The organism is bacterium (assembly GCA_035549195.1).
GTDB lineage: Bacteria > Oederibacteriota > Muellerivitia > Muellerivitales > Muellerivitaceae > DASZRK01.
In genome coordinates, this window is sequence record DASZRK010000017.1 from 296,577 (window position 1) to 308,447 (window position 11,871).

13 protein-coding genes are annotated in these 11,871 nt (G+C 61.8%); 9 read left to right on the forward strand and 4 right to left on the reverse strand.

Annotated features, from left to right (window positions below; genetic code table 11):
- Window positions 1-36 precede the first annotated feature (36 nt).
- A complete protein-coding gene (locus tag VHE12_04660) occupies window positions 37-1,662 on the forward strand; it encodes a SulP family inorganic anion transporter (protein ID HVZ80077.1) in 1,626 nt (541 codons plus the stop codon).
- Between the two features lie 9 nt (window positions 1,663-1,671).
- Window positions 1,672-2,031, forward strand: coding sequence for a nuclear transport factor 2 family protein (locus VHE12_04665; protein ID HVZ80078.1), 360 nt, complete (start codon window positions 1,672-1,674; stop codon window positions 2,029-2,031).
- Between the two features lie 11 nt (window positions 2,032-2,042).
- Here the strand turns inward: VHE12_04665 and VHE12_04670 are convergent, their stop codons facing one another.
- From VHE12_04670 to VHE12_04685, 4 genes are read right to left on the reverse strand one after another with little or no spacing between them, the layout of a single operon-like run.
- Window positions 2,043-2,981 carry a methyltransferase domain-containing protein gene (locus VHE12_04670; GenBank protein HVZ80079.1) on the reverse strand — a complete coding sequence of 313 codons (939 nt, stop codon included), beginning with the start codon at window positions 2,979-2,981 and terminating at the stop codon, window positions 2,043-2,045.
- A 5-nt stretch (window positions 2,982-2,986) separates the two neighbouring features.
- Entirely contained in the window at window positions 2,987-3,571 is a 585-nt protein-coding gene (locus tag VHE12_04675) for a YdeI/OmpD-associated family protein (protein ID HVZ80080.1), read from the reverse strand.
- Window positions 3,571-4,005 (reverse strand): SAM-dependent methyltransferase, encoded by a 435-nt coding sequence (locus VHE12_04680; GenBank protein HVZ80081.1) that lies wholly within the window; start codon window positions 4,003-4,005, stop codon window positions 3,571-3,573. Before VHE12_04680 ends, VHE12_04675 begins: the two co-directional genes overlap by 1 nt.
- An 8-nt stretch (window positions 4,006-4,013) precedes the next feature.
- Entirely contained in the window at window positions 4,014-5,909 is a 1,896-nt protein-coding gene (locus tag VHE12_04685) for a beta-galactosidase (GenBank protein HVZ80082.1), read from the reverse strand.
- 196 nt (window positions 5,910-6,105) lie between these two features.
- Here VHE12_04685 and VHE12_04690 point away from each other — a divergent pair, with 196 nt between their 5' ends.
- The 7 genes from VHE12_04690 to VHE12_04720 all read left to right on the forward strand — a co-directional run bounded on the left by VHE12_04690 (window position 6,106) and on the right by VHE12_04720 (window position 11,870).
- The gene (locus VHE12_04690) at window positions 6,106-6,741 is read left to right on the forward strand and encodes an SgcJ/EcaC family oxidoreductase (protein HVZ80083.1); all 636 of its coding nucleotides are present in this window, start codon (window positions 6,106-6,108) and stop codon (window positions 6,739-6,741) included.
- A gap of 136 nt (window positions 6,742-6,877) precedes the next feature.
- On the forward strand, window positions 6,878-8,017 hold the full coding sequence (gene thiO, locus VHE12_04695; protein HVZ80084.1) for a glycine oxidase ThiO: 1,140 nt from the start codon (window positions 6,878-6,880) through the stop codon (window positions 8,015-8,017).
- 102 nt (window positions 8,018-8,119) lie between these two features.
- Window positions 8,120-9,076 carry an ADP-glyceromanno-heptose 6-epimerase gene (gene rfaD, locus VHE12_04700; protein HVZ80085.1) on the forward strand — a complete coding sequence of 319 codons (957 nt, stop codon included), beginning with the start codon at window positions 8,120-8,122 and terminating at the stop codon, window positions 9,074-9,076.
- A 14-nt stretch (window positions 9,077-9,090) separates the two neighbouring features.
- Complete coding sequence (locus VHE12_04705) at window positions 9,091-10,002, forward strand: phosphoribosylaminoimidazolesuccinocarboxamide synthase (protein HVZ80086.1); 912 nt, start codon at window positions 9,091-9,093, stop codon at window positions 10,000-10,002.
- Between the two features lie 67 nt (window positions 10,003-10,069).
- A complete protein-coding gene (locus VHE12_04710; protein HVZ80087.1) occupies window positions 10,070-10,597 on the forward strand; it encodes a YeeE/YedE thiosulfate transporter family protein in 528 nt (175 codons plus the stop codon).
- The gene (locus VHE12_04715; protein ID HVZ80088.1) at window positions 10,597-11,133 is read left to right on the forward strand and encodes a DUF6691 family protein; all 537 of its coding nucleotides are present in this window, start codon (window positions 10,597-10,599) and stop codon (window positions 11,131-11,133) included. Before VHE12_04710 ends, VHE12_04715 begins: the two co-directional genes overlap by 1 nt.
- A complete protein-coding gene (locus VHE12_04720) occupies window positions 11,127-11,870 on the forward strand; it encodes a phosphatase PAP2 family protein (protein ID HVZ80089.1) in 744 nt (247 codons plus the stop codon). Before VHE12_04715 ends, VHE12_04720 begins: the two co-directional genes overlap by 7 nt.
- The last annotated feature ends 1 nt before the right edge of the window (window position 11,871 follow it).

Consider the following 11,871-nt stretch of genomic DNA (forward strand, 5'->3'; position numbering starts at 1 on the left):
AATCTATTGAATCCTTTTCCTCCGGGAAGACGCCAAATGTTCATCCCCAAATCCATCATCTGCCTCCGTGACTACTCCTGGAAACAATTCCGCTCGGACCTGGCCGCCGGCATCGTGGTCGGATTGGTGGCCTTGCCCCTGGCCATGGCCTTCTCCATCGCCTGCGGCCTGCCGCCGGAGCGGGGTCTTTATACGGCGGTGGTGGCGGGGTTCCTCATCTCGGCCTTGAGCGGGAGCCGGGTGGCCATCGGCGGCCCTACCGGCGCTTTCATCGTGATCGTGGCGGGCATCGTCGCCAAATATGGCTATAGCGGCCTGGCCATGGCCACCGGTATGGCGGGCCTCATCCTCATCGTCATGGGCCTGGCCCGCATGGGCACCCTGGTCAAATACATCCCCTACCCGGTCATCACCGGCTTCACCTCGGGCATCGCGGTGGTCATTTTCAGTACCCAGGTGAAGGACTTCTTCGGGCTACGCATGACCTCGGTCCCCGCCGATTTTCTGGAGAAATGGACGGCCTTTGCGGCGGCTTTCCCGACCCTGAACCCCTTCGCGGTGGGCCTGGGTCTTTTCACCATCCTCTGTGTCTTTCTCTGGCCCAGGCAATGGAAGGTGCCGGGATCCGTCGTGGCCCTGGGTGCCACTTCCCTGGCGGCCGCCTGGGGCCATTGGCCGGTGGAGACCATCGGCACCCGGTTCGGCGGGATCCCCCAGGGTTTGCCCCATCCCCAGTTCGTCTTCGATTCCTGGGCCCAGGCCAAGGCGCTCCTTCCCTCGGCCTTCACGGTCGCGGCCCTGGCCGCCATCGAGTCGCTCCTCTGCGCGGTCGTGGCCGACGGCATGATCGGGAGCCGACACAAGTCGAACATGGAGCTGGTGGCCCAGGGGGTCGCGAACTGCCTGTCCCCGGTCTTCGGCGGGATCCCGGCGACCGGCGCCATCGCCCGCACCGCCACCAACGTGCGGAACGGCGGACGCACCCCCATGGCCGGCATGATCCACGCGGTGGTTCTTTTCCTCATCCTGCTTTCCGCGGGGCCCTTGGCCGCCCATATCCCCTTGGCCGCCTTGGCGGGGATCCTGGTGGTGGTCTGTTACCACATGTCCGAATGGCATTCCTTCAAGTTCATCCTTACCGGTCCCTCGACCGACATCCTGGTGCTCCTGACGACCTTCCTCTTGACGGTCTTCGTGGACCTGACCGTCGCGGTCGGGGTCGGGATGGTCCTGGCGGCCTTCCTTTTCATGCGCAACGTGGCGGCCCTGGGCCAGGTGAAGGCTTTGACCCATGAGAACGAGGCGGAACGCAGCGAAGAATTCCCGGCTCCGCCGGGGGTGGAAGTTTACGCGGTCAACGGGAGTTTCTCCTTCGGGGCCGCGGAGCGGATGATGGACGTGGAACAGTCCCTTTTCAAAGCACCGAAAGCCCTGGTGCTCGATATGGCCGGCGTTTTCTATATGGACGCCACGGGGTTGAAGACGGTGCGGGATATCCGACAACGATGCCAATCGCGGGGGACCCGGCTCCTGTTGGCCGGGGTGCAATCCCAACCCTATGAAGTTCTGACCAAGGCGAAAAAGGTGGAGAAGATCGGCCGGGAGAATTTCAAACCAAGCTTGAGGAAGGCGCTGGAAGACCTGGCCGCCCATCCGGCGTGAGGTAGAACCATGTATCCCCATGTGAACGCCCAGGAATTCGCCAAGGATTGGATCAAGGCCTGGAATAGCCACGACCTGAACGCCATCCTCTCCCATTACGCAGAGGATGTTCAGTTCACGTCGCCCTTCATCGTGCGGCTGATGAACGAACCGACGGGTACCATCCACGGCAAGGATAAGCTGAAACCCTATTTTGAGAAGGGTTTAAAGGCCTATCCGGACCTGAAGTTCGAGTTGGCCGAGGTCTTGGAAGGGGTTTCCAGCGTGACCCTCTACTATAAAAGCGTGAAGGGTCTAATGGCCGCCGAGGTCATGTTCTTGAACGAGAAGGGATTGGTCCAACGGGTCGTGGCCCACTACAACGCCTGACCAGGGCGGGATCAGGCATCCTTGGTCAGGTAAAGATTGTAATCGTAGGTGAAGGAAGGCAGCCCGGGGAAACGCAATAGGCCTTCCCGGCCATGCTTGAAGAGATAGTAAAGCTTGGGACGGGGCCGGCCCTCCTCCACCGCCTTTTCCACCGAGCTTTCCCCGTGGCGGCGTCCCTGGAATTCTCCCTCCCAACCCTTCTTTTGGGGCCAATAGCCCAGCACGCGGAAGGCCCTTTTCAATCCCGTGCCGTAGGTCCGCAGGATCCGCAAGCCCGACCTTTCAGTCAGGGCCTGTAAGGAGCGGGGTGAAAAGAAGAGAAGGTGCCCGTCCACGCTGGCGCCCCGTTGTCCGGTGGCGTCGAAGTAGTTCTTGAAACTGCGGCGGTTCACGGCGCCGTTGGGCACGGCCAGGTAGAGGGTCCCTCCGGGCTTGAGGATGCGCCCCGCTTCCTTCAGGGCCACCGCCGGGTCGGTCACGTGTTCCAGGACATTGTTGAAATGGATGAAGTCGAAGAAATCCTTCGGGAAACGGGTCCTTTCCAGGGGCTTGTTGCGCACGTCCAGGCCCAGCTCCCGGCGGGCGTATCCGGCGGCGTCCCGGCCCATCTCCTGTCCATAAAACTCCCATCCGCAGTTTTGCCGGATGCCGCTCAAGAAAAAACCCGTGGCGCAACCGATGTCCAGGAAGCGCCCCTTGGGCTTGATCGCCCGCAGTGTCCGGGCCCAGTACCAGCCCTTGCCTTCTTCGTTGCGGCGGTTGAAGTTGTAATAGCCCGAATGGTAATAGGCCTCGATCTGCCTTTGGGTGGGCATGGGATCGATCCAGGAGAAACCACAGGAAGGGCATTCCACGATCCGGCGTTTGTCCCCCTTCAAGAAGGAAGTGGGGCAGTATTCCCTGGGGGCGATCTTGGAGTCGCAGGCGGGACAGGTCTTGGTGGAAGCCACGGTCCTCATCCCTGGACCATCCCGAAACGCTTGTTCTGGGCGGTCATCTTCACGAAATAGGCCAACCGGGTCCTGCGGGTGTGGGGCAAGCGGGTCATGGTGATCCAGCCTACCCGGATGCGTTGGTAAGCCAACGGAAATCCCTCGAAATTCTTCCAGGCCCCGGCCCGGACCAGGGCGTTCCTCACATAGGCGGGGACCCGGAAGGGTTCCACATGCTTGATCCGGCCCCGGTGGAGCTTGGCCCCGCCCCGCAAGGTCCCTTCCAGGGAGGCCAACCCGGCCGGGGTCATGCGCTTTTCCCGGATGAGCCGCATGGCCCGGTGCTTGTTCAGCTCCGAGACGGGGGAGCCTTTCTTGCGCGGCGAGAAGCGCTGGCAGTAGCGGTCCTTGTCCAGGGTCTTGACCGTGGAGTCGATCCAGCCGAAGCACATGGCCTCGTCCACCGCGTCGTTGTAGGAGATGCGGGGTTTCGCGCTGTGCTTCTTGTAATAGATGAGCCAGATCTCCCGGGCGGTCCCGTGGTGCTTCTTCAGCCAGGACCGCCAGTCCTTGACCTTATGGACGTAGAGGGTTTTGGTGATCCTCATCAGGACCCGTATCTCCGAAGCGGGTCGGTTTCCAGCTTGTCCAATTTCCTGACCCAATGGGGGATCTTGAACCCCTTCACCGAATCCCTCTTCGTGTAGGGTTTCAGGTCCAGCACCGGCGTTCCGTCCCAGACATCGAGCCCTTCGACGAATAGGACGTTCCCCTGATGCTTGACCAGCTTCAGGACGGTGAGGCCCAGGGGATTCGGTCGATGGGCGGTGCGGGTGGCGAGGAACCCGATGGAAGGGAACTTCAGACGGCTCTTGGGTTTGATGAGCAGGTCGGGCTTGTGGGCCCGATCCATCCAGAAGAGGGCGAGGATATGGGAAAAGCCCTCCAGGCCCGTGAGCCCTTTCGCCCACTTTGGGTCCACCAGGATCCGGCCCTGGAGGGCCAGGCCGATGGGTTTTAAGGGCGACCGTTTTGTTTTCATAGCTCCTCCTATTTCACCCGGAATTTCAGGTCCTTGATGAGCATCTTGCCCGTGCCCTGGTTCCCGGGAAGATAGAACTGCACGTCCGAAAGGGCCTGCAGGTCCAGGACCTGGTTTCCCTTCTGGTTGCCCCAGGAATTCCGCAATTCCAATTCGGACAGGTCCACCCCGTAGTCCGCCCACTTGCCCGTACCCGTGAAGGCGGGGAAGGAGTAGGACTCGCCATCGGCCCCGCTCTTCCCGTCATACTGGGCCTGTCCGGGCGCCGCGCAGCCCGATTCGCTCATAAAGACCGAGAAGTGCACGTCCTTGGGGACGAAGGCCTGGAAGGTGAAATGGTGGTAGCCTCGAAGGTCCACCGTGCCCCAAGCCACCAGGGGTTCGATGTTGCTGGGGATGGAGGCCCCGCAACCCCAACCCGTGCCGGTCGAATATTCCAGCTCGATGGTCCCGGAGGTGGTGTTGGCGACGGCCTTCCCGCCGGTCGCGTTGTCGCCCCAGGTGTCCACGTGGGCGGTGGTGTCGATCCTCAGGTAATCCCGGACATCGGGAACTTTCGCGTTCGGGTCGGCCTTTCGGTATTCGGGTCCCTTGGGTTCCACGAAGGCGGTGGGAAGGGGCACCTTCGACCCTTTGTGGATGGCGGTCGCCCGTTGGTTGAGCTTCGCGTGGGCCCGGGTCAGCAGGTCGTAGGGTTTGTCGTGGATATCGACCAGGCCATAGTCCTGGTCCTCGCCGTCGAAGCGCCCTTGCGGAGACTCGTCGGACCACTCGAACCAGTGCATTCCCACCATATAAGGAAGCTCCAGGACGCCTTTGGCGAAGCGCTCCAGATGCTCCACCCGGTCCTTTTGGGTGGGGACGGATACGTCGGCGCCATGGGTATTGGGGTCCCCGCTCTGGTTTTCCATGGCGCTGTAGGAATACTCGGTGAGGAGCAGGGGCTTCTTGGTCATGGCGTGGAAGTTGTCCAAAAGCTGTTGTGGAACGTCCCCCGATTTGGAATAGACGTTCACCGAGACCACATCGCAGTAACGGCCGCAGGCCTCCACCACCTCCCAGGGATTTTCGCCGGCGAAGCGGACGCCCAGGACCAGATGGTGTGGGTCCACTTCCCGCAGGGCCTGGGTCGTCACGGCGAAATAACGGTCGGCCACGACCCCCGCCCAGGCGTCGGCCTCGGTCTTTTGAGCGCGGGTCCTCACCGACAGGGTCACGGGCCCTTCCAATCCATCGAAGGACTTGAGCTTAAGTCCCCAGGCATCATCGAAGGCGTCGATATTTTGGTGATAACGGTCCTCAAAGAACTTTTTGAGGGCCTGCTTGTTCTCGTTGTCGATCCCTGAAAGGGCGTATTTTTCCAAGAGGGACCTTTGTCCCTCGGCCTTCCAGCCGAAATCCCCCCACCAGGGCATCTCGTTATCCAGGAAATAACCGATCAGGTAGGGATCCTCCTTATAAGGAAGGGCCTTTTGGGCGTTGGCCCGGGCGGTCCGCTCGAAATCGGGGGTGAAGACCGAGAGCAGCACGTCGTCCCAGATCTTTCCACGGCCGATATAGAGCATGAAGGTATAGGGGAACTTTTGCTTCAGGACGGCCTCGTCGGACCAGCAACCCACCGAGTTGAATCCCCATTCCTTGAGCCGGGTGAAGACGGACCGGACCCAGGCTTTCTTGTCCCCGTGGTACTGGTTGGGGACCGGGTTGTAATAGTCGTCGTTGGGGGCCCGGTAGGATTGGTCCCCGATGGCGTTGACGCCCATGGAGAGGAAAGGCTTGCCCGAGGGGGTGACGAACCAGGCCTTGCCCTTTTCCCAGTTGACGGTGAAAAAAGAGGCCGCCGGCACCGGATCGGGGATGAAAAGACAGCCCAGGAGTAAATAAAACGTTAACAGTTTGCGCATGGGGCCCTCCAAGGAATTAGGGGCAGTATAAACCTTTCCCTCTTCTTCCCGGCCTTCCCGGTTCAATTGACGGCCCTGGATGGGGCGGGGATAATGGGCCGCTTTTCCGGGGCCCCGCTGCAGGGGCCTTGGCCATCCCGGGCCTTCCACTCATTTCAACGGACGAAGGACCGGAAAAACCCTTAAGGAGTTCGACATGAAGAAATGGTTCGCTTTGGCCGTCCTGTTCGCCGTTTCGCCTTTGTTCGCCGCCGATGACGCCGCCCCTGCCGCTGCCGCTCCCGTGGCCCAGAAGGTCATGAAGAAGTCGAGCGCCGGCAGCGAAGAGGCCGGTATCAAGGCCACCTTCGAGAAATTCTCCAAGGCCTGGGCCGACGGAGATGCCAAGGCCCGCGCCGCCTGTTTCACCACCGATGCGACCTTGATCAATCCCTTTGGTGTGGCCGCCAACGGCCGCGGGGAGATCGAGAAGCTCTTCGAGGCAGAGAATAAGACCATCGCCAACGGCACGACCCACGTCTTCGATAATTTCAAGTTCGTCCGCATCATGGGCAATATGTACCTGGTCGATTGCGATGGGACCGTCTCGGGCTTGAAGGACCCCGCGGGCAATCCGGCTCCCGACGTGAAGCTTCACGTTTTTGGCGTGGTCGTGAACCGCACGGGCGTTTGGCAAATGAGGGCCGCCCGTCCGGCGATCTACGCCCCCATGCCGGGCGCTCCCGCCGCGGCCGCCGCTCCCATGGGCGAGGCTCCCGCCGCTCCTCCGGCCACCGACATCACCGCTCCGCCCGCCGAGGACGCCCCGGCGCTGGACAAGGAAAAAAAGTAAACCTAGTCGGCTTCCAAGCCCCTTCCGGGTCACCGGAGGGGGCTTTTTTATTTTCCCCACCTTGACGCCCCCCACCATTTTCAGGACCCCCTCCCGTTATAATGCTCCTCTTTCACAGACCCAAGCGGGGGGCGCTTTGTCCAAGCAACGCATCGTCATCGTGGGCGGCGGGGTCATCGGTCTTTCCATCGCCGACCATTGCCGTCTCAAGGGACATTCGGTGGTCCTCCTGGACCGGGGTCCCTTCGCCCGGGAAGCCTCCTGGGCCGGCGCCGGGTTCCTCGACCTGCGCAGCGCCGCGCGGGTGGGCGGCGAATTCTTCTCGCTTTGCCGCTCGTCCTACGATCTTTTCCCCGAATGGACGGCCCGGCTCAAGAAGGAGAGCGGCACCGATCCCGAATTGATCCACTCCGGGAGCCTGGACGTGGCCTTCAACGACGCCGAGGAGGCCGCCCTCCAAAAAATGGAGAACAACCTCCGCGCTTTCCACCTGCAGGGGGAACGATGGTCCCCGGCTGAGGTCCGCAAGCGTGAACCCGCCCTTTCCGCGGAAGCCCGGTCCATTCTTTTTTTCGCGAAGACCAGCCAGGTCCGGCCGCCCCGCCTCACCCGGGCCCTCGTCCAAAGCCTGCAAAAAGGGGGCGCCATCCTGCGGGAAGTGGAACCCGTGGAGCGGTTCCTGACCCAAGGCCGGAAAGTGACGGGGGTCAAAACGTCCCAAGGGATCCTGGAAGGGGACAGCATCGTCTTGGCGGCGGGCGCCTGGTCGGGGGGCTTGCTCCGGGAGGCCGGGAAGGACCTGGTCCAAAAACCTTTTCGGGGACAGGTGGTCATGTACCGGGCCCAGCCGGGCACCCTGAAGCACATCCTCTTCACGGGGGTGGAGAAGGGATTCACTTATATGGTGCCCCGGGCCGACGGCCATATCTATGTGGGAAGCACGCTGGAGGACGCCGGCTTCGAAAAGACCACCACGCCGGAGGGCCTCACCAAGCTCAAGACCGGGGCCCACAAGCTGGTGCCGGGCCTCTCCCAACAATGGATCGAGGATACATGGGCGGGCCTGCGGCCCGGGTCCCTCGATGGCTGGCCCTACCTGGGACGGGTGCCGGGCTTCGATAATCTCTGGGCCGCCACGGGTCATTTCACCCATGGACTCCTTTTCTCGGCGGTGACCGGGCGCCTCATGGCCCAGGCCCTTTCGGGCGAAAGGACCGACCTGGACCTCAGCCCCTATGCCTTGGACCGGGAGCCCCATCCGGTCGCCGGCCTTTAAAAAAGACCTGGTTCCAGCCTAAATCACGAAACAAGAATTCAAACTTCAAAAAAGCTTGGCCTATAATGCGCTTTTCCGCTTCACCCCCTCCGAAGGAAGACCATGAGCCTCATCATTACCGGAGCCTACGGTTTCATCGGAGCCCGGGTCGTGCGGGCCCTCCTGGACAAGGGCCAGAAGGACCTGATCCTCGTCGATAAGGCCGACCACCGCGCCCGTTCCTGCGCGAAGGGCCTGGAAAACCTGCCCTTCCTGGATCGCGAGAAGTTCCTGGCCGAACTCCCCCATCTCAAAGGCGTGACCGCCATCCTGCACTTGGGCGCCTGCACCGACACCGGCAACCATGACCAGGCCTATATGTGGCGGATGAACACGGACTACACCAAGGCCGTCTGGGAATGGTGCGCGAAGAATGGGGTTCCGCTGGTCTATGCCTCCTCCGGCGCGACCTATGGCAAGGGCGACGAGGGTTACTCCGACGCCCACCCGGACATTCCCCGCTACCAACCCCTGAATGTTTATGGTAAGAGCAAGCATGAGTTCGACCTTTGGGCCTTGGAACAAAAGGCGGCTCCGCCCCGTTGGTACGGGCTCAAGTTCTTCAATGTCTATGGCATGGATGAGAACCATAAGGGCCGCATGGCCTCGCCCATCTTCCACGGCTACCACGAGATCCGGAAGACCGGGAAGCAGACCCTTTTCCGGTCCCACAAGGAAGGCATCCGCGACGGGGAGCAGAAGCGGGATTTCATCTTCGTCGACGACATCGTGAAGCTCTGTCTTTTCTGCCTGGAAAAGGCCCCGGCTTCGGGCATCTACAACTGCGGCACGGGCCAAGCCCGTACTTTCCTCGACGTCTCCAAGGCCCTGTTCCAGGCCCTGGGGTTGGAGCAAAGGATCGAATGGGTGGATACCCCCGAGAAGTTCCGGGCGGGTTACCAGTATTTTACGCAGGCGGATATGAGCAAGATGAGGACCGCCGGTTACCAGGACCCGTTCCTGGCGGTGGAAGAAGGGGTCGCGAAATACGTTCAATGGTTGAAGAAAGACCAGAACTGAAATTAGGAGAGACCATGGCTTCGAACGTCGTCCTTCAGACCAATATCCCGGGCGTGCTCGCTCCCAAACGGGGCAAGGTTCGGGACATCTACGACCTGGGCGATAAGCTGCTCATCGTGGTGACGGACCGCATCTCGGCCTTCGACGTCATCCTGCCGAACGGCATCCCCGACAAGGGCGTGGTCCTGAACCAGATCTCCGCCTATTGGTTCAAGAAAATGGAGGGGGTCGTTCCCAACCATATCATCTCCATGGACATCTCCACCCTGCCCGAGGCCTTCCAGAAGGCCAAGGACCAGTTGGAAGGCCGTTCCATGATCGTGAAGAAGGCCAAGCCCCTGCCGGCCGAGTGCATCGTGCGCGGCTACCTGACCGGGTCGGGCCTCAAGGAATACCAGAAGACCGGCAAGGTCTGCGGCATTGAGTTGCCCAAGGGCCTCGTCGAGTCCTCCCGGATCTCGGAGCCCATCTTCACCCCCTCCACCAAGGCCGAACAGGGCCACGACGTGAACATTTCCTTCGACGAGATGAGGAAGATCCTGAACGATGACGGGCTGGCCGAGAAGGTGAAGGAAGTGAGCCTGGAGATCTACCGCCGGGGCCGGGACCTGGCGGACGCCAAGGGGATCCTGATCGCCGATACCAAGTTCGAGTTCGGCCTCCTGAACGGCCACCTCATCCTCATCGACGAGGTCATGACCCCGGACTCCTCCCGCTTTTGGCCCAAGGCCGATTACAAGGAAGGGGTGTCCCAGAAGAGCTTCGACAAGCAGTTCGTGAGGGATTATTTGGAGACCTTGAAGGATTGGAACAAGACCCCGCCGGGACCCGAATTGCCCGCCGAGATCGTCCAAAAGACCCGGGAGAAATACGTCGAGGCCTTCGAGCGGGTGACCGGGAACAAGTTCGGGAACTTCAACTTTTAGCTTCCGGCGTTCCAAAAGCCGCAAAAGCGGGTAGAATAAAAACCGTTCCAAGACCAGGAGGCAAGCTTTGAACCCACCGGGCCCACCGTTCAATTTCCATGCGTTCCTGACCCATCTTTGGGCCCTTTTGGTCTCCGAACCTTGGCCTTGGTGGGCCGCCGGGGCGGGGATCGGTTTTGCGGCTTTGGGGTTGGCTTGGTTCACCGGCGCCCGGTTGGGCGTGACCGGCGGCTACGCGGCCGGACTTTCCAAGGCCGGCTTGGACAAGCCCCAGTCCGGCGACTGGAAGTTCTGGTTCATCCTGGGCATTCCCCTAGGGGCTTTCTTGGCCAATATCGGCCATTGGGGCTGGACCCTCACCTATGGCCGCCTGGACGCGGTCACCTTCGGCATCCTTCCCCTGAAGATCGTCTGGCTGCTGGTGAGCGGCTTCCTGGTGGGCTTCGGCGCCCGATGGGCCGGCGGCTGCGTGAGCGGCCATAGCCTCATGGGCATCCCCCAGGGCAACAAGATGTCCATCGTGGTCACCCTGGGCTTCCTGGCTTCCGGCATCGTGGTCACGAACCTCCTGTTCACCTACTTAAGGATCCTCTGATGGCCCTTAAAAAGACGACCTCCAAACCAAAGGCCACGAAGAAGGCCGCCGGTCCCGACAGCCGGTCCAAATGGGTCTTCCTCCTTTTCGGAGGCCTCTTTGGCTATATGCTCTCCAAGGCCAGCGCCACCGACTACGACACCATCATCGATATGTTCCGTCCCACCAATCTCCATGTGGACCGCACGCCCTCGGGCTGGTATTGGCACCTGGAGGCCCTCCGGCTCTACGGCGTCCTGGGGATGGCGGTGGCCGTGATCGCCTTGGGGCTCTTCCTGCTCCAGCGCTCGAAAAAACCCACCTGGACCGGGAAACCCCTGGACTGGGAATCGCAGACCTGGAACCCGGACCGCATCCTGGGCTCCTTCGTTTTCGGCGCCGGTTGGGCCCTGTCCGGGGTCTGCCCGGGCACCGCCCTGGCGCAGGTCGGCGAGGGCAAGGTCGTGGCCTTCTTCACCGTGGCCGGTATCGTGGCGGGGGTCTGGGCCTACCAGAAATTCAAGGGTCCGTCCTCGAACAAAGAACAGGTTTGCTGAAGATCCGCCTCCCTTATTTCCTGCTGGCCGCTTTTTTCCTTCTATTTCCCCTGGCGCTCGGCGCGGAGCCTTTCCGTTCCCCCGATCCGGACACCAGCCTGGCCCATTTCCCGGCCAAGTGTCTCGACGACCTTCCCAACCTCCTGGCGCCGGAGAACATCCCGGTCCTGGGCGTGGGAGCTGTCCTGACCGCCGGCGACTGGGTCTTCTTCGACCCACAGAACGCCATTGCCCAAGATCTGAGGGACTGGGACACGCCGGGCCTTTTCGACTTCGGGAATTTTTATGGGGAAGGCTGGGTGGAGGGTGGGACGGCGGTCGGGGGATGGGGCCTGGGAGCCTTGACGGACGATCCCCGGCTCCAGGAGTTCGGGCGGGACGCCGGCGAATCCCTCTTGATGGCGACCGTGGTGGTGACCGTCCTGAAATATCCCGTGGGCCGGGAAAGGCCGGACGGTTCGAACGCCTTTTCCTTTCCCTCGGGGCATTCCATCACGGCCTTCTGCTTCGCGCCCGTCGTGGCGCAATATGGGGGATGGGAACTGGGAGTGCCCGCCTACGCCTTGGCGACGGTCACGGCCCTCGCCCGGGTGGAGGGATACCACCACTACCTATCGGATGTGATCGGCGGGGCGACGCTGGGCATCCTCATCGGCCAAGCGGTGGTCCATCGGCCGAAGGACCTCCAACTGGGCCTGGCCCCCGGTGCCTTCCAGGTCACCTGGAGATTCGATTGAA

Excerpts from the sequence above, each read along its gene's own strand:
- VHE12_04715 (HVZ80088.1), top strand. The coding sequence starts at position 10,597 with ATGGCCCTTAAAAAGACGACCTCCAAACCAAAGGCCACGAAGAAGGCC.
- rfaD (HVZ80085.1), top strand. The coding sequence starts at position 8,120 with ATGAGCCTCATCATTACCGGAGCCTACGGTTTCATCGGAGCCCGGGTC.
- VHE12_04685 (HVZ80082.1), bottom strand. The coding sequence starts at position 5,909 with ATGCGCAAACTGTTAACGTTTTATTTACTCCTGGGCTGTCTTTTCATC.
- VHE12_04675 (HVZ80080.1), bottom strand. The coding sequence starts at position 3,571 with ATGAGGATCACCAAAACCCTCTACGTCCATAAGGTCAAGGACTGGCGG.
- VHE12_04705 (HVZ80086.1), top strand. The coding sequence starts at position 9,091 with ATGGCTTCGAACGTCGTCCTTCAGACCAATATCCCGGGCGTGCTCGCT.
- VHE12_04690 (HVZ80083.1), top strand. The coding sequence starts at position 6,106 with ATGAAGAAATGGTTCGCTTTGGCCGTCCTGTTCGCCGTTTCGCCTTTG.
- VHE12_04680 (HVZ80081.1), bottom strand. The coding sequence starts at position 4,005 with ATGAAAACAAAACGGTCGCCCTTAAAACCCATCGGCCTGGCCCTCCAG.
- VHE12_04665 (HVZ80078.1), top strand. The coding sequence starts at position 1,672 with ATGTATCCCCATGTGAACGCCCAGGAATTCGCCAAGGATTGGATCAAG.
- VHE12_04660 (HVZ80077.1), top strand. The coding sequence starts at position 37 with ATGTTCATCCCCAAATCCATCATCTGCCTCCGTGACTACTCCTGGAAA.